A 20,830-nucleotide genomic window follows, 5' to 3' on the forward strand; every position below is an offset into this window, starting at 1 on the left:
TGTCTCTCTCAAGGTTTGCGTTACTCTTCGACTACCTCTGAGTTTACGGCCCCAAGTTCGACCTCAACTCGCGTCACTTTTTGCAACCCCCTCGGAAGAAGAGAACCGCGACGGCCTCTTTCGCCTCTGAAGTTGTCTAAATCACTCTGCTTTAAGCCAAGCTTACGTTTGCCCGCATAGAGAGTTAATGTGCTCTCTTTTGGCAATGAGATTAGGTGAGAAAGGTATTCTTCTCGCTCTTTAGACTTCGCTGCTGGGATATTAATGATCTTGTTGCCTTTACCTTTACCCAATTGCGGGAGATCCTTGATTGGGAATAGCAGCATTCGACCTAAATTAGTAATAGCTAATATCTCATCGCTATCAAGATCAGCTATCGATTTAGGCGGCATAATCTCAGAATTTTGCGGCAGGTTAACTAATGCTTTACCACTTCTGTTTTTAGACAATAAGTCTGAACCTTTACAGACAAAGCCATAACCGGCATCAGAACCCACTAGCCAAAGCTGCTCATCCTCACCCATCACGACTTGGCGCATATTGGTACCAGCAGTAATGTTGAGTCGACCTGTAATCGGCTCACCTTGGCTACGTGCAGAAGGTAATGAGTGAGATTCAAGCGAATAGCTGCGACCATCACTCCCCAAAAAGATCGCTTGCTGATTGCTCTTTCCGCGAGCATGAGCCAGATATTTGTCACCTGATTTGTAGTTCAAACCAGATGGATCAACCTCATGCCCTTTCGCATGACGAATCCAACCTTTTTCCGACAATACAACGGTGATCGGCTCACTCGGCACCAAATCTCTTTCGGTTAGCGCCTTGGCTTCAGAGCGTTCGACCAATGGAGAACGGCGATCGTCGCCATATTTGTCAGCATCCGCTTTAATTTCTTTCTTTAAAAGCGTGTTCAAACGACGCTCAGAGCCAAGCAGTAACTCTAACTTTTCACGTTCTTTTTCTAACTCGTCTTGCTCACCACGGATTTTCATCTCTTCGAGCTTAGCTAAATGACGAAGTTTAGTATCAAGAATCGCATCAGCTTGAATGTCAGTGATACCAAAACGGCTCATCAACACCGCTTTCGGATCATCTTCCGTGCGGATAATCTCAATCACTTCATCGAGATTAAGGAACGCTACTAATAAACCTTCAAGAATGTGTAAGCGCGCTAGCACTTTATCCAGACGATGCTGAAGACGGCGACGAACCGTTGCACGACGGAATTCAATCCACTCAGATAGAATTTGCACCAACCCTTTCACTTGTGGGCGGTTATCTAAGCCAATCATATTTAGGTTTACGCGATAGCTTTTTTCCAAATCAGTGGATGCAAACAAGTGATCCATCAACTGTTCACTGTCGATTCGATTTGAGCGAGGAACAATCACAATACGAGTTGGGTTTTCATGATCGGACTCATCACGTAAATCATCCACCATAGGTAGCTTTTTAGCTCGCATTTGGTTGGCAATTTGCTCAAGCAGTTTGGCACCTGACACCTGGTGAGGAAGAGAAGTAATAACAATCTCACCACCCTCACGCTGCCAGACAGCACGCATTTTGATACTGCCTTTACCTGTGCGGTAGATTTTCTCGATGTCAGTTTTCGAGGAAATAATTTCCGCTTCAGTTGGATAATCTGGACCTTTGACATACTCCATCACATCAGCAAGTTCAGATTTCGGCTTATCAATTAAATGAATAGCCGCATCGGCGACTTCTCGCACATTGTGTGGTGGAATATCGGTCGCCATACCAACAGCGATACCCGTAACGCCATTGAGCAAAATATGAGGTAGACGCGCTGGCAACATTTGTGGCTCTTTCATTGTGCCATCAAAGTTCGGTTGCCACTCTACTGTGCCCTGCCCTAATTCACCGAGTAGCACCTCAGCAAACTTGGAAAGCTTGGCTTCTGTATAACGCATAGCCGCGAAAGATTTAGGGTCATCGGGCGCACCCCAGTTACCTTGGCCATCAACTAACGGGTAACGGTAAGAAAACGGCTGAGCCATCAACACCATGGCTTCATAACAAGCTGAATCACCATGCGGGTGATATTTACCTAATACATCACCAACCGTACGCGCAGACTTTTTATATTTGGCGGCAGCTGATAAACCCAGTTCAGACATCGCATAAATAATACGACGTTGAACTGGTTTTAAGCCGTCACCAATATATGGCAAAGCACGATCCATGATGACGTACATGGAATAGTTCAGATAAGCATCTTCGGTGAACTTGCGTAATGGTAGCTGCTCTACACCATCAAAAGACATTTCCATAGACATGTATTAAACCTCCGCCATATCGCCGTTATTTTGTAGCCAACTGCGACGATCATCGGCTCGCTTCTTCCCAAGCAACATATCCATCATCTCAATGGTCGCCTCGTCGTCATCAATAGTTAACTGAACTAAACGGCGAGTATTTGGATCCATAGTCGTTTCACGAAGTTGCAGCGGGTTCATCTCACCCAAACCTTTAAAGCGCTGAACGTTGATCTTGGCTTTCTTTTTACTTAAACGCTCAAGTACGCCTTCTTTCTCTTCTTCATCAAGGGCGTAATACACCTCTTTGCCACAATCAATACGAAACAAAGGAGGCATCGCGACATAAACGTGCCCAGCTTCGACTAACGCTCGGAAATGCTTAGTGAACAAAGCGCAAAGAAGAGTAGCAATATGAAGTCCATCAGAGTCCGCATCCGCAAGGATGCATACCTTGCCATAACGCAAAGAGCTAAGATCCGTGCTATCTGGATCAATACCTAGAGCTACAGAAATATCGTGTACTTCTTGGGAAGCTAACACTTGGTCTGCAGACACTTCCCAAGTGTTTAGAATCTTACCTCTCAGTGGCATCACGGCTTGGAATTCACGATCTCGCGCCTGCTTGGCACTGCCACCTGCCGAGTCACCCTCCACCAAGAATAGCTCTGTTCTATTTAAGTCTTGTACAGAGCAGTCGGTAAGCTTTCCTGGTAGTGCCGGCCCTGAAGCCACTTTCTTTCGCACCACTTTTTTGCTCGCACGCATTCTGCGGTGAGCATTTGCAATACAAACTTCTGCAAGCTGTTCTGCAAGGTGAGGCTTCTCATTCAACCATAAACTGAACGCATCTTTTACAACACCAGAAACAAAAGCAGAGGTTTGACGAGAAGATAGACGTTCTTTGGTTTGTCCAGCAAATTGAGGATCTTGCATTTTCACCGACAGAACGTATGAGCAACGTTCAAATACATCTTCACCAGTTAATTTCACACCACGCGGTAGCAAGTTACGGAACTCACAAAACTCACGCATTGCATCTAACAAACCTTGGCGAAGACCATTAACGTGAGTACCACCTTGTGCTGTTGGAATAAGGTTCACGTAGCTCTCGGTGATCATTTCACCGCCTTCTGGCTGCCAAACAACCGCCCAATTGGCGACTTCTGTCTCAGCAGAGAATTCACCGGTAAACGGCTGCTCCGGAATTAAAGTGTAACCTTTAACACCTTCTGCTAAATAATCTTTTAAACCGTCTTCATAGTACCAGCGGTGCTCATTACCATTTACCTTATCGCTAAAGGTAATTTCTAACCCCGGACACAACACTGCTTTTGCACGCAAGTTGTTTAGTAAACGAGTAACTGAGAAGTTACCGGAATCGAAATATTTGCTGTCAGGCCAGAAATGAACACTGGTTCCTTTGTTGCGTCTTCCGCACGTGCCAGTAACTGTTAAATCTGATACTTTCTCGCCATGTTCAAAGGCAATTTCGTAAACTTGGCCATCTCGGCGAACTACAACTTCCACTCTTTTGGAAAGTGCGTTAACCACCGAAATACCCACACCATGCAAACCACCAGAGAACTGGTAGTTTTTATTAGAAAACTTCCCCCCTGCGTGCAATCTGCACAAAATCAATTCAACGCCTGAGACGTTCTCTTCGGGGTGAATATCAACTGGCATTCCTCGGCCATCATCAATCACTTCTAGCGATTGGTCTGCGTGAAGGATCACCTGGACCTTGGAAGCATATCCGGCAAGCGCTTCGTCGACACTGTTGTCGATCACTTCTTGTCCCAAATGGTTTGGGCGCGCTGTATCCGTATACATCCCTGGTCTGCGACGCACTGGTTCTAAGCCATTAAGAACTTCAATGGCACCAGCATTATATTGTTCTGTCATAATACGGAATGCTTAATTAGAAAAATGTAAGTAGCTTAACTATGCCCAATTGCTCTGGCGATATTGGACACAATTCGGCACTGCTTTCGAGTTTTATTTATAGCTAAAAGCCAACAAAACAGTACCGATAATATTGGAAGCAGAGATTATCATCACAAATTTAGTCAGCAAAGTACATACTCTGTCGATGTTGACCTCTGTAGCTAAAGCGTAAAAGTGCAAAAGGGTTGGTATGTGGCATCTATAAGAAGCTAGTCAACATCAACCGTCTTACAGCTGCAAAAATTCGATGATTTTTTCTGGATACCGGTCAAAATCAACAAAGCTGTGATCTCCACCTTTTTCAACAGTCTGCCTTCCACCTTGAAAACGTTCAACAGCCTGACGATAGTCCAACACTTCGTCGTCTTCTTGCTGTAGCAACCAAAAGTCAGAAGGGTTATCAATCACAGCAACGTCTAGCTGTTTTAGCTCTTCAATGTGATGTTCTTCGAGAAGGTAAGACTCACTTGTATAAGGGTTGGTTTGCTCCCCTAAGTAGTCGGCTAACAGCTCATAAGGTTTTACTGCGGGGTTAACGACTGCTGCCCTGAACCCATATTTACTGTTTAGCCATACTGAGAGGTAACCTCCCAACGAGCTACCAACAAGAGCAATATTATATTGATGTCGATACTCTTCGACTAAGCTCTCTAATAGTTGTGCTGCTTGCTGGGGAAAGTTCGGTAATTTAGGGACAACTACCTTAATATCTGGACGGTGAGCCTGACAATACTCAGCCATCAAATTGGCTTTCAACGACTGAGGTGAGCTGTTAAATCCGTGAATGTACAACAAAAGCGGCTTTTTCATATTATTACTACTTTGATAGCGATGGCCTTAATTGAGCCTAATACTAATAACCTGCCGCATTAAAGTCAGGCAAAAATTGGCCTGCTGGTAATCTTTTTACTTGCGTTGTGATTGTTCCATCATCATGAAGCTCCAACTCTCTCCAACCAGGCGCTAAATCATCCAGAGCGAAATCATCGGATATAGGTTTAAATTGCACACATGTTGAAGGAGTAGCAAGCACACGAACTTGCTTAACCACCTTGTCTAGCTCTTGATGGATATGCCCGCAGACGACGGCTTTCACCATTGGAAAGCGGCCTATTTTTTGCCAAAACTCATCGCTATTTTTTAGAATATGTTGGTCTAACCAAGCACTTCCTGCTGGAACCGGGTGATGATGAAGCAATACTAAGCAATGTCTATCCGAATGTTCAGTTAGCTTTTGTTCTAATAAATCGAGTTGGCTGTCACTCAATCGGCCATGGGGCACACCAACAACCTGCGAGTCTAACAAAACCATCTGCCAGCTATCACCTAGCAGTACGTGACTCTCTTGCTTTATTTGTGGAGAAGGAAGCACCGACTGCATAGCCGACTGTTCGTCATGATTTCCGGGTAACCAAAAGCAAGGCTGCTTTAAACGCTCTATGCCAGCAGCAAACTTTTTGTACGCGCCTTCGCTGTGATCCTGACAAATATCACCAGAGGAAATAATGGCATCGAAATCGTAGCTATCTTGAGCCACCGCTTCCACAACTGCTTTGAAGCTTTGCTCAGTATTGATACTTAAAAGAGAGTCGTCGTCAGATGCAAAAAGATGGGTATCTGTAATCTGCAATAACTTTACGCTATTTTGTTGTGCTGACCTTAACGGCAATTTCATAACTTTAGAAACCTAAATTTCAAATCTTATTTATTGATATTTATATTATTGTGGTTTTGCTAATTCCATGCTTTAAACAAAAAGTGAGCCAATCACCTAAAAAACGATTCAGTTGAGCTTTCTCGTCTTTTTGCAACATCTTGTCATTTGGATAATGATAAATTGGCTTCACTCGGTTGATGTGCTCACTGCTGCACACCTCTGCCACACGGGCATCGTGATAAAGCCTGACAGACATTTTTGGTAATGGGAACACTGGAACGTCATCACTTTGACAGATATCGACAAGAGTTGTGTACTTTGTGATTTCGCCCACTTGCAGCTGATACGTCATATTTGCCGCTTGATAGCAGCACACATGTCCCACCTGCGCACTGCGTGGTACAAGCGCATTAAGTTTCGCATAGTTTGTCTCATACACACGCATCAACTCAGCGAGATCGACGTGATACGAATTATTTACTGCTGTGTTTGCCATTGTTTTTGAATTGACTCGTAGTTCATTTGCAACCATTGCAAAGCAATAATTGATGCTCCATTTTCAATTATTCCGGATTCGACGGTCTTATACGCTTCAGCGCGACTCATCACATGGACTTTTATATCCTCTCCTTCATAGTCTAAACCATGAACGCCATGTGCAGTAGTTGCATCTGTTTCTCCAATGTATACATCGATTTTTTCAGAGCAGCCGCCTGACGAAGGATAAAATGCAGTGATCTTTTTAAGCTGGCCAATATCGATACCAGCTTCTTCCTTGGCTTCACGTATTGCCACTTGCTCTGAAGTCTCTTCCGTATCTATCACACCAGCAACAATTTCAAACTGCCAAGGAGTGCCATCTTCCAAAGCTCCAACTCTTATTTGCTCCACAATCACTACTTGATCGGTCTTTGGATCATATGGCAACAGCGCTACCGCGTGTCCTCTTTCAACCAACTCTCTTTCAATGATGCCGCTCCAACCACCTTGAAACAGTTTATGCTGGAAACGACACTTCACCATTTTCAAAAAGCCGGAGAAAAGTGATTCCTTTGACACTATCTTGATATCTTGCGGACCAAATGTAGAGTTTTGCTCTTTAGAATGACGCATTTTTACCTCAAATACATGTGCACAAACTATTCACCACAAATGCGTAATTGTAAGTGTAAAGATACACAGCAAGCCCAGTTTAATTTGGTATAGTCTACTGAGATACAGGCGAGACGACAAAGGACTTAGCTCAACTTTTAGTATAAATGTTGTAGAAATATTTAAATTCAGCAATGAAATTTGTTGTCCAGCTGGACAATTAATTGCAAAAAGTGCAAATTTACGCATAAAATAGCATCAATTTCGGTTACACTCTCTGGTGTGACCTCTAAAAACATTCGGCAGGAATAGGACAAATGAAAAAACTGCTTCCATTATTAATCAGTGCAGCCATCGGTACCGTCAGTACATCTTCTTGGGCCGAGAATCTTACTGAAATATATAACCAAGCGAAAAAGAACGACCCAACACTCCTTAGCTCAGCTGCAACTCGCGATTCGACTGTGGAAGCTGTAAATTCAACACGTGGCTCCTTACTACCTCAAATTAATTTGACGGGCCAAGCTCAAGTAAACCGATCAGGCACAAGCAATTATGTAGATAATAACTCTTGGACTTCTACCCTTGGGATTACTCAAACACTATACGATCGAGCCAGCTGGATTGAATTAACTACGGCACAAAAAAATGCTCGCAAAGCAGATGCAACTTATGCCGCTGCTCAGCAAGATTTGATCATACGTACAGCGACAGCGTATTTCGATGTGTTAAAAGCGAAAGATAACCTAGCATTCGTTCAAGCTGAGAAAGCTTCTGTTGGCCGCCAATTGGAACAAACCAAACAACGTTTTGATGTTGGACTTTCTGCAATTACCGACGTACAAAATGCTCAAGCTGATTACGATAGCGTGTTAGCAAGCGAAATCACGGCTAAGAATGACTTACTGAACAGCTATGAAGGCTTACGCGAGATTACAGGACAAGAACCAACTCATCTTGCTGTGTTAGATACTGAACGTTTTTCAGCTAGCAAACTGCCCGAATCTCTTGACCAATTGCTTGCACAAGCGAAAAAGAAAAACTTAAGCTTATTAGCAGCAAGAATTACTCAAGATATCGCTAGAGACAATATTTCTGAAGAAAGCGCTGGGCACTTACCTACGTTATCAGCTATTGGTGGCTATACGACTTCAGGTGTTTCTGATGCAGATGTTTATACTTCCAATAGCCACTCAGGTAATGCTTATGCTGGTTTAAAGCTAACTGTACCTATCTACTCCGGTGGCAGCGTTAACTCTCTCACCAAACAAGCTGAGTACGACTACATTGCTTCAAGCCAAGATCTAGAGTCTACATATCGCTCTGTCGTAGCAAATGTTCGTGCTTACTACAACAATGTTAATGCTTCGATTGGGTCTATCTCCGCTTACAAACAGGCAGTAGTTTCTGCGAAATCTTCACTTGAAGCGACAGAAGCAGGTTTTGAAGTGGGTACTCGTACTATCGTTGATGTACTAAACGCGACTCAAAGCTTGTACGAAGCGAACGAAAACCTATCGGATGCTCGCTACACCTACATCATTAACGTACTTCAATTGAAAGAGTATGTAGGCGTGCTAAGTGAGCAAGATGTACTCGATATCAACGCAGGTTTAGAGTCTGCAACGAAAGCCGCTCAGCAAAAAGCTGCTGAAAAAGCGAAAGCCGCTCAGAAATCAACACATAAGAAGTAAGACTCTAAAGTAGTTATCTATAAAAAAGCGCTTGCTGTTGAGCAAGCGCTTTTCTGTTTGAACTAAGTAATTAAAAGTGAAGAATACTAGCCTCTCCCACCTTTAATCGCATCGATAATTTCAGTGGTCGAACAGCCATCTTCAAAGTTAAGTACTTTTACTTCGCCGCCAGCAGCGATAACTTCTTTCCCACCTGCTATTTCTTCCGGTTTGTAGTCACCACCCTTCACTAGCAGGTTTGGCAACACTTCCGAGATTAATCGTTGAGGCGTTTCTTCACTAAACGGAACAACCCAGTCAACTGCACCCAAACCTGCAAGTACCGCCATGCGACGATCTGTTGGGTTAATCGGACGGCCAGGACCTTTTAGCATTTTCACTGACTCATCGGTGTTAACTGCGACGATTAAACGATCACCTAATTCACTTGCATGGTTGAGGTACGAGACATGACCAGCATGTAAAATATCAAAGCAACCATTGGTCATGACTACTTTTTCGCCTTTCTCTTGAGCGCGCTTAACAGCAGCGATCAATTCATGCTCTTCTACCACACCAAAATCTGTATCTTGGCTACCATGAACCGCTTCAGCTAACTCGATAGTCGAAACAGTCGATGTACCCACTTTACCTACAACTACACCAGCAGCAGCATTCGCAAGTGCACATGCTTCGTCCAAAGCTTTTCCGGACGCAACCGAAGCGGCAAGCACGGAGATAACGGTATCTCCAGCACCCGTTACATCGTAAACTTCCTTCGCTTGAGTCGGCAGGTGTAGAGGCTCTTTGTCACGTTGCAGTAGCGTCATACCGTGTTCGCTACGAGTCACCAATAGCGCCTCAAAGTCGAACTTCTCAATAAGCTCTAGACCTTTTTCTACTAGCTCTTGAACCGAGTTGACCTTGCCAACGACATCTTCAAACTCAGACATATTTGGCGTCAGCAAAGTTGCTCCGCGGTAGCGTTCAAAATCAGCACCTTTAGGGTCAATAAATACCGGTACTTTGGCTTCTCTTGCCTTTTGAATAAAACGCTGCACGTGTTCCAAAGCACCTTTTGCATAGTCAGAAAGCACAACAGATTTCACTTTTGGCAATGCTTGCTCCATTCGAGAAAGCACAAGTTCTTCATCGATATTTTCAAATTTATCTTCGAAATCAAGACGAATAAGCTGTTGGCTGCGGCTCAAAATGCGCAACTTAGTAATGGTTGGATAGTTTGGCAGAGAAACGAAATCGCAAGTCACCTTTAATGAGCTCAAAATTTCGTTAAGTGTTTTTGCTGGTTCATCAATACCAGTAAAACCAACCAAATGAGCATGTCCGCCAAGGGAAGCAATATTCATCGCAACGTTTGCCGCTCCACCAGGGCGCTCTTCATTATTCTCTACTTTAACTACAGGCACCGGTGCTTCTGGTGAAATACGTCCTGTCGGGCCATGCCAATATCTATCTAGCATGATATCGCCGATAATCAGAACGCCAGAGTCACTGTAATCTGGTAGGATTGGTTTCATTCTTGTTCTCCATTTTGGGTCACTAGACCTATTGTTGCGCAGAATTTTAACAGAATATCGCTTTAAAGCTACTCTGCGAGCCACTCTCTCCAAGCCTTCTTTACTGCTTGGCGCTCGATTTGATATTTATCTTCCGCAACATCTGCATCTAAGTTTAATAAGCTCCTGCGATGAATTTGATCGCGCATCGTTGTATAGGCACCTGTAATAGCGGTTGCTTGATCATTTGTCATGACACCTTGCTCAACCAAGCTTTCAAAAATGCGAACATTATCTGACCACTTAGTGAGCTTTGGTTTCTGGGAGCTAAAGTTGAGCACTAAGTACTGCGCAATAAACTCTATATCAGTGATACCGCCACTATCTTGCTTAAGCAAAAACCTGCCAGCTTTCTGTGCCGCCAAATGTTTGTACATTTTGTCGCGCATTTCGACCACTTGTTTCTTGAGTTCACTTTGATCGCGTGGCTTCGTGAGTATCTCTCTGCGAGTTTGATTAAATGCATCTGCTAATCGCTGATCGCCCCAAATAACTCGTGCTCGCACTAATGCTTGGTGCTCCCACGTCCAAGCATCTTGTTTTTGATACTCATCGAATGCCTCAGCTGTACTCACTAACAAGCCTGAACTACCAGAAGGTCTTAGTCGCGTATCGACCTCGTATAAGGTTCCTGAGGGTGTGCGGGTAGAGAAAATATGAATAATTCTCTGAGCCAAGCGAAGATAGAACTGTTTGCCGTCTATCTCTTTTTTTCCATCAGTGTATACATTAGCAGGACAGTCATGAATAAATACCAAGTCCAAATCAGACTTGTAGCCAAGCTCCCAACCACCGACTTTCCCATATCCAACGACAGCAAAGCCCTTGCCTTCTCGATCTTGAATATGTGTCGGCTCACCGTATTTCTCCGCCATCTGTGACCACGCTTGTTGAACCACTTCTCCAACAATAGCTTCAGCCAAATACGTAAGGTGATCACTCACTTTCATTATTGGTAGCACGCCGGCAATATCTGCAGCAGCTATACGCAGCATGCATATCTGCTTGAACTGCCTCAACGCCTCCATTTGCTGCTCCATGTCTCCTGCAGGAATCCGAGCCAAATAGTCACTGAGCTCGGATTTATAAGCGGAAAATGGCGGTGGATTGTAAAGGTGTTGTGGGTCTAAAAGTTCATCAAGAAGAATTGGATATCGCCCAAGCTGGCGAGATATCATTGGGCTAGCTGTACAAAGTTTCACTAACTGATTGAGCGCAGCATCATGCTCATCCAATAGCTCAAGATAGGTTGTTCGCGTGGCAATCTTATTTAATAGATGCAAGACCCTCTCTAACCCAAACTGTGCATCTTGGTGGCTAAAGATCGCCGAAAATACTTTTGGCATTAAGTGATTAAGGACTTCTCTACCTCGTGGCCCCAAGGTTTTCTTCGCTAGATCTCGTTTAAATTGTACAATTTGATCAGCAAGAGTTTGGCTTTGAGCTACTTCAATATCTTGCTCTAACACTTGTACAATCGTATCGTGTTTGTCGGTCATATCCCATAAATCATGGAACGTTGAATCAACGTCAGTTCCCTCTTCTTGCTCTTCCCCTATTAACTGCTCAAAAATATTGTGAACACCTCTCATATGACGAGATGTTTCTTCTCTCAACTGAGACCAATCTTGGTAACCCATCGCTGTCGCTAACTTAAGTTGTTCTATAGGATCATCAGGTAGCGTTTGCGTTTGCTTGTCATCAAGAGCTTGCAGTAAATTTTCAAGCCTACGTAAGTAGATATACGCGCCTTTTAGTAACTGTGACTCTTGTACTTCAACCAAAGACAGTGACTGAACACCATCTAAGGTTTCCAATAAGCCACGCTTTCTCAAATCGGGCTCTCGGCCACCTCTAATCAACTGAAACACCTGAGCGATAAACTCAATTTCTCGGATGCCACCAGCACCAAGCTTGATATTATTCTGCATGCCATTGCGGCGAACTTCGCGGCTAATCATCGATTTCATTCTTCTAAGTGACTGAATAGCGCTGAAATCAATGTAACGGCGGAAAACAAATGGGCGAAGCAGCTGTCTTAACTCTTGATATTGAGGGTACATTTCACTGCCCATGACTCGGGCTTTTATCATGGCGTACCTTTCCCAATCTCTACCTTGTTCTTGATAGTAGTCTTCCAGAGCGGCATAGCTCATAACTAAAGGCCCGCTTTCTCCAAACGGACGCAAACGCATATCAACTCGATAACAAAAACCATCAACTGTATGGTGAGAGAGAGCTTTAATAACTCTCTGCCCCAATCTGGTAAAAAACTGCGCATTGGCAATGCTGCGCCTTGCTCCAGATGTCTCTCCGTTTTCTGGGTAAGTGAAGATAAGATCAATATCAGAAGAGAAGTTCAGCTCTCCTCCTCCGAGTTTCCCCATACCAATAATCAGCATAGGTTGTGCTTCGCCAAGCTGGTTGACAGGCGTTCCCCACTCCTTGCAGCAAAGTTTGTATTGCCATTGATAAGTTTCAAAGATCAAAGCTTCAGCAAGCTGAGATAAATGCTGCAAACTATCTTCAAGCGACCACAATTTGCTGAAATCACGCCATGCAATATAAACCATTTCCCTATTGCGAAATTGTCGAAGTAATCGATAGGCATCATCTTCGTTGTTGCTCTGTTGGAGCTGTTCTCCTATGCGACTGCGATATTGCTCTGTTCTAGACTCCTCTTCAAGCATGTCTGGCAAGCACTCTAACAAAGCTCCGTCTTTCACCAGCGTATCGCGAACAAACTGGCTGAGCCCTAATATATATTTCAGCTCTTCTAGTCGCTTTGCAGGCCAAGAGCCCATAGTCTGAGAGTTTGTCTGTTTGATTTCTTCTAGTGCAGCTTCTGAAATAGAAAGGAGTGATTGGGGAAGTGACATGCTCTATCCTTGATGGTAAACACAGTGACGCTAATACAATAAAGAGTATTAAAGCACTATAGCCAAACAATAGGTATAAAAAAACGCCCATATTGCTATGAGCGTTTGTCGGTTCCTTAATTATTTTTTACACGGTAAAGGAAGTAATTTTCTCGTCCAACTCTTCAGCGTTTTTCTGCATTATTTCCGAAGTTTCTAACAGCTCACCCACCACGGTGACCGACGCTTCAACCAGCTCTCGTACGTTGGTGAGGTTTTGGTTCATCTCTTCGGCAACACTGCTCTGTTGGCTAGCGGCAGTCGCTATCTGAAAATTCATATCATTAATTTGATTCACTTGAGTAACGATACCATCCAGTTCATTACCAGCATTGGTGACTAAATCTACGCCTTCTGCCGCCTCTTCAACACTTTTTTCCATCAAAGAAACCGCCGATTTAGCGCTACTTTGCAACTGGCTGATCATCTCTTGAATTTCTACTGTTGCTTGTTGAGTGCGTTGGGCTAAGTTTCGAACCTCATCCGCAACAACTGCAAACCCTCTTCCTGCCTCTCCCGCTCGAGCAGCCTCGATCGCTGCATTCAGAGCCAGTAAATTAGTTTGCTCGGAGATACCTTGAATAGTCCCGACTACGCTACCAATAGATTCAACACTTTCTTCAACCTGATTTACAGCTTGTGCCGAGGAGGAAATATCATCTGAGAGCTCACTGATTTTCGATACTGTCCCTTGAACAAACTCCTGCCCAGATTGCGCTTGCTGAGATGCACTCTCTGTTAATGATGAAGCGTTGTTAGCATGATCGGCAACAGTTTGAACGGTTGAACTCATTTCACTCATCGCTGTTGCTAGCTGATCGATTTCGTTAAACTCTTCTTGAGCTGACTCTTTTGTTTCTGACATGCTTAATGTCATGGCTTCGGTCAAGCCTGCTAGTTGATTGGATGAATCAATCTGCATTTTGATCATCTCTTGTAACTGGAGGCGTGTTTTCTCTAGCTCTCTGGCGACATCCCCATACTCATCTTTACACTCCATCTGGATAGGTATCGATAGGTTTCTGCTCGCCATTTGGCGAATAGAGTCACTGATATAACGTGTTTGCCTCAACATCACTTTTGCTGCAGCCAAAAGGATAACGACAAAAACAATGATTAAAAAAACGGTTTGCCACGCGCCCTGAACCAAATAGGCCTCATAATGTTTTTGAGCAAGTTCAGCATTTTGCGTCGAAGCAAGAAGTGAGTTGTAGAAAGTACTTGCGTCCCATAGCTGCTTAACAATGATAAGAATGGTGCTAAAGACCATTCACATGACCATTTTAGGGACCAGCCTAATATCGGTAATCAGTCGTTCCCAAGGCTTAAATGACATCGTTGCCATCGTCGTTCTCCAAAGTCGCTGAGATTCAATGCTTAATTCTTACACAAGCAATCCATTGACATGGATTATACTTAGATGCGTTAGAAAAGTAAGACAAGCCTGTGTACCAAGGGTCATTAGTCACACTATTTAATGTGGATATTTACAGATAACCTTGGTGCACGCTATTTAGGTTTATCGGCTGCTATGAGAAAACTTAAGTACTGATTTGAATAATATTTTGAGAGTGCGACCAAAGTTGGAAGAAAACAGTATGGAAGGGTTAAGCCTTGCTAAGCAAGGCTTGGTTAGATTTTAGTGTTGCCAATAACGCGTCGCTTCAAGACAAATTTGTCTGGTTTGCTCCATCGCGTGAAGTATTGAGCTTTCTTTTCTCAGTAACCATCTCTCTAGCTGAAGCTTGTCGTCACCTTCTAGTTCAGCAACTTGCTGTTCCATTGGCTCAAGCATCAGAAGATCATCAATTCCTTGTAGTAAGTCTGCCCATGGCAACCGATATTGGTCGCGCTCTTCAACATCAAACAAACTGGCAAAAGAAATGCCTGTGTATAGGTTACGCCCTAGTAAGCCCTTCTGCTCAATGTACTCTTGCTTGTTAACTTGAAGTTCAGGTGCGAATTTCTCAGAGAGCTCTCCCCAAGCTCTATCCAATTGCCGTGTCGCAAACTCATAGATATTGCTCGACATATCAAGCTCGGACTTTTCATCTAGAAATGGCCGCCAGCCACGAGTCAATACCCAACGACTGAGATCCAGTAGAAGGGAGGCATAGCGAGCAGACGACATCAACTCAACCACTTCCTCTGAAGACGGTAATTTCTCTGCTTGCTGATTCAATGATTTTAGTAGCGATTTTCTCGCATCTAATTTTCGAAGTGTATGACCTTTTTCAGCAGTCAATTGGTTCAGATAGACGTTTTCATCCAGCCATTCAAATTCACGCTCTAGCCATTTTAGTTCCTGCCGCAAAATGGCGCTTGCCCTGCGAGGAACAACAGAAGAGAAAGTCGAAAGTATCTGGCGAATAAAGCTCACTGAATGTCGCACCTGCAACAAGGCTTCTAGATCTGGTCTATCAAAATAAAGCTGCTCATGCTGCTGCCAATGCTTCAAGCCATGTTCTAATGAATTGATAAAGCACTTCTCAATGCTATCTTCTTCGTGGGTGCGAACTAATGCTAAAGGCTTAGCTTCACCCGGTTTCGCTCCAAGTGCAAGACGGTAACCTTTTGCAGCTTTGCTAACGCTGCCAAGCCTAACACCACCCTGCTCGCAAATCACTCGAGCTAAAGAAAAGAGTGCATCGGTTTGCCCAGAGCGTAGCTCCAACTCAACTTCACAGATTGGAACTTGCTTGGCTCCAGCAACCACACTACCTTTGTCGAAGGCCACTTCAATTTGACTACCATCTTCCATCGCTATCAGCCACTGCTCGCGTGTAAAATTAGTAGTAAACAAAGGTACTAATGCATCTTGAACTACATCTGTCGATTTACCTGCAGGCCAAATATCTTCTGGGTGCAAAGAAAGTTCAGGAATGTTATTGGTGTGCTCAGCATTGTACTCAGGTCGCGAATGCAATCCAGCAACCACTCTGCCAGAGGTCTTCACAGTCTGAACAAACACATCATCAAAGCAACGAATGCGTAGCCCGATATCATGCTGACGCAACCAGTGATCTGGTGTGTCGAAATAAGTATTTTTTAGCTCTTTGCAACTGTGTTGAAGCAGCTTTTTTTGAGAAATTTTATTACGTAAATATTGTGAAAAATCCGCAGAGACCAAAAACTTCAGTTCTATCTCAGTTTCCATAGTCGTACCTTTCCAAGCAGTTAGAAACAGGATATTGCCAATTTCTTCGGTGGGCAAGTGAGAAATATCTTCGACAAGATGATTTAAAACTATTTTAATGATCCATTTTATGGGTTAACATGCGCGCCTTTATAGCCATCGCTCAACATTTCGCCATAAGATGGTGTATGTTATTTTAAGGTTATATTTATCAGGTTGAAGAACCATGCCAGTAAATACAATATTAGGGTTATTTGCAAAGTCCCCTATTAAGCCTTTGCAACGTCACATTGTTTGCGTGAACGAATGTGCTTCGCACTTAGTTAACTTTTTTGAAGTAAGTTCAAAAGGTGACTGGGAAAAAGCAGGAGAAATCCGTGAACAAATTTCTCACCTTGAGAAAGAAGCTGACGTCCTAAAACGTGAGATTCGCTTGAAGCTTCCTCGTGGCTTATTTATGCCTGTCGATAGAAGTGACATGCTTGAACTCCTCACTCAACAAGACAAACTCGCCAACCTTTCAAAAGATATTGCAGGCCGTGTATATGGTCGTCAGTTGGTGATCCCCGAATCTCTTCACGAGAACTTTATTGCTTACGTAAAACGTTGTTTAGATGCAGCAGAGCAAGCACAAAAAGTGATCAACGAACTCGATGAATTATTGGAAACTGGATTTAAAGGCCGTGAAGTTACTCTTGTGGCTGAGATGATCCATCAACTGGATGTGATTGAAGACGACACCGATGCTATGCAGATCGAACTTCGCCAACAATTAATGGCGATCGAATCGAAGTATAACCCTATCGATGTCATGTTCTTGTACAAGATTTTGGAATGGGTTGGTGGCATTGCTGATCAAGCGCAGCGCGTTGGTGCTCGCTTAGAAGTCATGCTTTCTCGTTCTTAAATTTGTAAATTAACCATTTAATCATAAGCAAGCACTAGACCTAACCCAATGATTAGAGTGAAATAATTTCGCTCGTGGTTTGCTCGTGTCTAGATTTGCTCTTTATGTTATTAACAACTAGGTAATACGATGGATATCCTTGCGCATTACGGTTCTGTCCTGATTTCATTGGCAGCAATTTTCGGTCTATTAATGGCTATTGGTATTGGTGCGAATGATGTGGCGAATGCTATGGGCACTTCAGTGGGCTCAAAAGCACTAACCGTAAAACAAGCGATCTTAATTGCAATGGTCTTCGAATTTGCGGGAGCTTATCTCGCTGGCGGCCAAGTTACAGACACCATCCGAAAAGGTGTTATTGAACCTTCTCTTTTCGCTCATCAACCTCAAATTCTAGTATATGGAATGTTAGCAGCACTTCTTGCTGCTGGGGCCTGGCTTCTTATCGCGTCTTACATGGGTTGGCCTGTTTCTACAACACACTCAATCATCGGTGCTATCATCGGGTTCGCTTGTGTTTCTGTAGGCTCAGATGCGGTGAACTGGGGTTCATTTAAAGGTATTGTAGGCAGCTGGATTGTCACTCCTATCATTTCCGGTTTCCTTGCCTATCTAATTTTTGTCAGTGCCCAACGGTTGATATTCGACACCGAGAAGCCGCTACAAAACGCAAAAAGATTTGTACCTGTGTACATGTTCATCACTACGATGGTTATCGCGTTAGTTACTATAAAGAAAGGTCTAACCCATGTTGGCTTGCACCTTACTAATGTAGAAGCTTGGATATGCGCGACAGGCATCTCTGCCCTAGTTATGGTTGGTGGCTACCTATACATCCATAAGAAGTTTGCACACCGTGAAGAAGACCATGGTTTTGCAGGCGTTGAAAGTATCTTCAGTATTCTGATGGTCGTAACTGCTTGTGCTATGGCATTTGCTCACGGCTCAAATGATGTAGCGAACGCTATTGGCCCTCTGGCAGCTGTTGTTTCAACCGTTACTCAGCTTGGTTCTGTTGCAGCAAAAAGCTCAATTGCATGGTGGATTCTACCTCTAGGTGGCTTCGGTATTGTTGTCGGTTTGGCGACAATGGGACACCGCGTTATGGCAACTGTTGGTACAGGCATCACTGAACTTACCCCAAGCCGTGGTTTTGCCGCTCAGCTAGCAACAGCATCAACCGTTGTTTTAGCATCAGGTACTGGCTTGCCAATTTCTACCACTCAAACTCTAGTTGGTGCCGTATTAGGTGTTGGCTTTGCACGTGGTATTGCAGCACTAAACCTAGGTGTAGTACGTAACATTGTTGCATCTTGGATCATTACTCTGCCAGCTGGCGCTCTACTATCCGTAATATTTTTCTACGCTATTCGCGCTGTATTCGGATAAGCCAAGTCAATCTAGTGTAAACACACTGTCATTATTGACTCAAACGCACATAAAGGGAGGTTTAGCCTCCCTTCTTTGTTGCACAACCTCTAGAAACTTCTTACTATTTCTGCACAAAGTCGACACCCAAATAGATAAGAAATATACCTGCGTAACATAAAGGTATTGCTAGCACTATTCGAAAACTCTTTTCGCTGCTAAAGTACATAGCGGATAAGTACCTCGAATACAAAATTTGAAGATAAGTTAAAGGATTTACCGTGAACAAGCTGATTTGCGTCGTTTTAGTCTCAATGCTAACTGCTCCTCTTGCATTCGCACAGGACCGATATATCGCAGACAAATTATTTACTTATATACATTCTGGCCCAAGTAACCAATACCGTATCATTGGCAGCGTTGATGCTGGGCAAAAAGTACAATATTTGAAAGCTGATAAAGATACTGGCTATACAGAAATCATCGATGAAAAAGGTCGTACTGGCTGGGTAGAAAGTCGATTCGTTACGACTCAAGAAAGCATGGCTGTTCGTCTGCCAAAGCTTGAAAAAGAACTGGCTGATGTTAAAACTCAGCTTGCCAGTGCAAAATCCAACTCTGACAACGAAAAAGCTGGCTTGATCGAGTCATTAGACTCACGAAACCAGCAAATTTCTGAACTCGAGCAAAACTACAGCGAGATTAGTAAAAAGCTTACTACCTCTCAGTCAGAGATCCGCAACCTACGTGCGCGAATTGACACTCAAAAAGAAGATTTACTGATGAAGTACTTCATGTATGGTGGTGGCGTTGCTGGCGGTGGTCTCATATTTGGTCTACTTCTGCCACACTTAATTCCACGTCGTAAGAAGAAGCATCCTGGCTGGGCTAACTAATCGTTAGCAACACAGCTCCTACAATAGGCCACATTATCGTGGCCTATTTTGATTCTAGCTCGCTGAAACAAGCATCATGAAGTTACTCGGGTATATACTTTTAATATCACTGACCAGCGACTTTGTAACGTTGCGGGAGACAATATGAACACCTATTTAGTCGGCGGGGCCGTTCGTGACAAATTGCTCAATCTACCAAGCCAAGACAAAGATTGGCTGGTAGTTGGCAGTACTCCCAAGGAGATGCTCTCACTTGGCTATCAAGCTGTTGGCAAAGACTTCCCTGTGTTTCTACATCCAGAGACAAAAGAAGAGTATGCCCTAGCCCGCACCGAAAAGAAGATTGGTAAAGGGTACACTGGGTTCGAATGTTACTTTTCTCCTGATGTGACACTAGAAGAAGATTTACAACGGCGAGACCTCACAATCAACGCCATTGCACAAGATGCATCGGGCACTATTTTCGACCCGTACAATGGTCAGCTAGATATCGATAAGAAAATACTTCGCCACGTCTCCGAGGCTTTTAGTGAAGACCCTTTACGCGTATTGCGCGTAGCTAGATTTGCAGCGAAGCTCCATCACCTTGGTTTTACCGTCGCTGAAGAAACAAAGTCTCTGATGCGCTCAATGAGTCAAAGCGGAGAGCTCGACCACTTAACGGCAGAGCGAGTTTGGCAAGAATGGCATAAGTCACTTTTAACACCTAACCCCCAAGTGTTTTTATCCACTCTCAGAGAATGTGGCGCGCTTGCCGTCGTCTTGCCCGAGCTAGATAGCTTGTTTGGCGTACCTCAACCAGAAAAATGGCACCCTGAAATCGATACTGGAATCCACACGTTAATGGTCGCTGAGCAAGCCGCAAAGTTAAGCAAGTCAACTGTAGTTAGGTTAGCAGCCCAATTACATGACTTAGGGAAGGCTCTGACTCCCCAAGAAGCGTGGCCTAGCCATAAAATGCATGAGTTTCGCGGGTTAAAAGTCGTCGAACAGCTCTGTGAACGTCTTCGAGTACCGAAAGAGTACAAACAACTTGCGCTGCTAGTCTGCGAGCAGCATACCAATATTCATAGAGCCAAAGAGCTTAAAGCAGTAACTAAGCTTAAAGTTCTCAATAAGCTCGACGTTTGGCGTAAGCCAGAACGACTAGAAGAAGTTCTTATTTGCTGCCAAGCCGACCACGCAGGTCGATTGGGGCTAGAGAGTCAGCCTTACCCGCAAAAAGAGATATTTTTGCAGGCTTATCTATCAGCAAGCTCACTCACAGCTAAGGAAGTCATCGCAGATGGTTTCAAAGGCTCAGAAATTCGCACTGAACTAGACAAAAGACGCGTTAAAGCCATCCAATTAAGCTGAGCAAACATTAAGCAATTGCCGACATAT

General features: G+C 43.8%; 14 protein-coding genes and 1 pseudogene. 5 read left to right on the top strand and 10 right to left on the bottom strand.

The window, feature by feature from the left end:
- Positions 1 to 20: 20 nt before the first annotated feature.
- From parC to nudF, 6 genes are all read right to left on the bottom strand, one after another.
- Positions 21 to 2,297 carry a DNA topoisomerase IV subunit A gene (parC, locus tag L7A31_RS17160; RefSeq protein ID WP_237362988.1) on the bottom strand — a complete coding sequence of 759 codons (2,277 nt, stop codon included), beginning with the start codon at positions 2,295 to 2,297 and terminating at the stop codon, positions 21 to 23.
- 3 nt (positions 2,298 to 2,300) lie between these two features.
- Positions 2,301 to 4,181, bottom strand: coding sequence for a DNA topoisomerase IV subunit B (gene parE, locus L7A31_RS17165; RefSeq protein ID WP_237362989.1), 1,881 nt, complete (start codon positions 4,179 to 4,181; stop codon positions 2,301 to 2,303).
- 270 nt (positions 4,182 to 4,451) lie between these two features.
- On the bottom strand, positions 4,452 to 5,033 hold the full coding sequence (yqiA, locus tag L7A31_RS17170; protein WP_237362990.1) for an esterase YqiA: 582 nt from the start codon (positions 5,031 to 5,033) through the stop codon (positions 4,452 to 4,454).
- A 43-nt stretch (positions 5,034 to 5,076) separates the two neighbouring features.
- Entirely contained in the window at positions 5,077 to 5,898 is an 822-nt protein-coding gene (gene cpdA, locus L7A31_RS17175; protein WP_237362991.1) for a 3',5'-cyclic-AMP phosphodiesterase, read from the bottom strand.
- Positions 5,899 to 5,938: 40 nt separating this feature from the next.
- Complete coding sequence (locus L7A31_RS17180; RefSeq protein ID WP_237362992.1) at positions 5,939 to 6,376, bottom strand: DUF1249 family protein; 438 nt, start codon at positions 6,374 to 6,376, stop codon at positions 5,939 to 5,941.
- Positions 6,358 to 6,993, bottom strand: a complete 636-nt coding sequence (gene nudF / locus L7A31_RS17185) for an ADP-ribose diphosphatase (RefSeq protein WP_237362993.1) — start codon at positions 6,991 to 6,993, stop codon at positions 6,358 to 6,360. The genes L7A31_RS17180 and nudF overlap by 19 nt, the downstream gene beginning before the upstream one ends.
- A 296-nt stretch (positions 6,994 to 7,289) precedes the next feature.
- On the opposite strand from nudF, the gene tolC reads away from it, so the two are divergent.
- Positions 7,290 to 8,666 carry an outer membrane channel protein TolC gene (gene tolC / locus L7A31_RS17190; protein ID WP_237362994.1) on the top strand — a complete coding sequence of 459 codons (1,377 nt, stop codon included), beginning with the start codon at positions 7,290 to 7,292 and terminating at the stop codon, positions 8,664 to 8,666.
- Positions 8,667 to 8,752: 86 nt separating this feature from the next.
- Here the strand turns inward: tolC and hldE are convergent, their stop codons facing one another.
- The 4 genes and pseudogenes from hldE to L7A31_RS17210 form a co-directional block, all read right to left on the bottom strand.
- A complete protein-coding gene (gene hldE, locus L7A31_RS17195) occupies positions 8,753 to 10,183 on the bottom strand; it encodes a bifunctional D-glycero-beta-D-manno-heptose-7-phosphate kinase/D-glycero-beta-D-manno-heptose 1-phosphate adenylyltransferase HldE (RefSeq protein ID WP_237362995.1) in 1,431 nt (476 codons plus the stop codon).
- 68 nt (positions 10,184 to 10,251) lie between these two features.
- Positions 10,252 to 13,101 (bottom strand): bifunctional [glutamate--ammonia ligase]-adenylyl-L-tyrosine phosphorylase/[glutamate--ammonia-ligase] adenylyltransferase, encoded by a 2,850-nt coding sequence (gene glnE, locus L7A31_RS17200; RefSeq protein ID WP_237362996.1) that lies wholly within the window; start codon positions 13,099 to 13,101, stop codon positions 10,252 to 10,254.
- Positions 13,102 to 13,228: 127 nt separating this feature from the next.
- Positions 13,229 to 14,485, bottom strand: a pseudogene (locus L7A31_RS17205) (methyl-accepting chemotaxis protein).
- A 294-nt stretch (positions 14,486 to 14,779) separates the two neighbouring features.
- On the bottom strand, positions 14,780 to 16,297 hold the full coding sequence (locus L7A31_RS17210) for a CYTH and CHAD domain-containing protein (RefSeq protein ID WP_237362997.1): 1,518 nt from the start codon (positions 16,295 to 16,297) through the stop codon (positions 14,780 to 14,782).
- Between the two features lie 205 nt (positions 16,298 to 16,502).
- Here L7A31_RS17210 and L7A31_RS17215 point away from each other — a divergent pair, with 205 nt between their 5' ends.
- The 4 genes from L7A31_RS17215 (at position 16,503) to L7A31_RS17230 (ending at position 20,803) form a co-directional block, all read left to right on the top strand.
- On the top strand, positions 16,503 to 17,183 hold the full coding sequence (locus L7A31_RS17215) for a TIGR00153 family protein (protein WP_237362998.1): 681 nt from the start codon (positions 16,503 to 16,505) through the stop codon (positions 17,181 to 17,183).
- 129 nt (positions 17,184 to 17,312) lie between these two features.
- Positions 17,313 to 18,572, top strand: a complete 1,260-nt coding sequence (locus tag L7A31_RS17220; protein WP_237362999.1) for an inorganic phosphate transporter — start codon at positions 17,313 to 17,315, stop codon at positions 18,570 to 18,572.
- Between the two features lie 260 nt (positions 18,573 to 18,832).
- Positions 18,833 to 19,447, top strand: a complete 615-nt coding sequence (locus L7A31_RS17225; protein WP_237363000.1) for a TIGR04211 family SH3 domain-containing protein — start codon at positions 18,833 to 18,835, stop codon at positions 19,445 to 19,447.
- A 144-nt stretch (positions 19,448 to 19,591) separates the two neighbouring features.
- Positions 19,592 to 20,803, top strand: coding sequence for a multifunctional CCA addition/repair protein (locus L7A31_RS17230; protein WP_237363001.1), 1,212 nt, complete (start codon positions 19,592 to 19,594; stop codon positions 20,801 to 20,803).
- Positions 20,804 to 20,830 lie beyond the last annotated feature (27 nt).

Origin of the sequence: Vibrio marisflavi CECT 7928, from assembly GCF_921294215.1 — a bacterium.
Lineage (GTDB): Bacteria > Pseudomonadota > Gammaproteobacteria > Enterobacterales > Vibrionaceae > Vibrio > Vibrio marisflavi.

Excerpts from the sequence above, each read along its gene's own strand:
- parC (WP_237362988.1), bottom strand. The coding sequence starts at position 2,297 with ATGTCTATGGAAATGTCTTTTGATGGTGTAGAGCAGCTACCATTACGC.
- parE (WP_237362989.1), bottom strand. The coding sequence starts at position 4,181 with ATGACAGAACAATATAATGCTGGTGCCATTGAAGTTCTTAATGGCTTA.
- yqiA (WP_237362990.1), bottom strand. The coding sequence starts at position 5,033 with ATGAAAAAGCCGCTTTTGTTGTACATTCACGGATTTAACAGCTCACCT.
- cpdA (WP_237362991.1), bottom strand. The coding sequence starts at position 5,898 with ATGAAATTGCCGTTAAGGTCAGCACAACAAAATAGCGTAAAGTTATTG.
- L7A31_RS17180 (WP_237362992.1), bottom strand. The coding sequence starts at position 6,376 with ATGGCAAACACAGCAGTAAATAATTCGTATCACGTCGATCTCGCTGAG.
- nudF (WP_237362993.1), bottom strand. The coding sequence starts at position 6,993 with ATGCGTCATTCTAAAGAGCAAAACTCTACATTTGGTCCGCAAGATATC.
- tolC (WP_237362994.1), top strand. The coding sequence starts at position 7,290 with ATGAAAAAACTGCTTCCATTATTAATCAGTGCAGCCATCGGTACCGTC.
- hldE (WP_237362995.1), bottom strand. The coding sequence starts at position 10,183 with ATGAAACCAATCCTACCAGATTACAGTGACTCTGGCGTTCTGATTATC.
- glnE (WP_237362996.1), bottom strand. The coding sequence starts at position 13,101 with ATGTCACTTCCCCAATCACTCCTTTCTATTTCAGAAGCTGCACTAGAA.
- L7A31_RS17210 (WP_237362997.1), bottom strand. The coding sequence starts at position 16,297 with ATGGAAACTGAGATAGAACTGAAGTTTTTGGTCTCTGCGGATTTTTCA.
- L7A31_RS17215 (WP_237362998.1), top strand. The coding sequence starts at position 16,503 with ATGCCAGTAAATACAATATTAGGGTTATTTGCAAAGTCCCCTATTAAG.
- L7A31_RS17220 (WP_237362999.1), top strand. The coding sequence starts at position 17,313 with ATGGATATCCTTGCGCATTACGGTTCTGTCCTGATTTCATTGGCAGCA.
- L7A31_RS17230 (WP_237363001.1), top strand. The coding sequence starts at position 19,592 with ATGAACACCTATTTAGTCGGCGGGGCCGTTCGTGACAAATTGCTCAAT.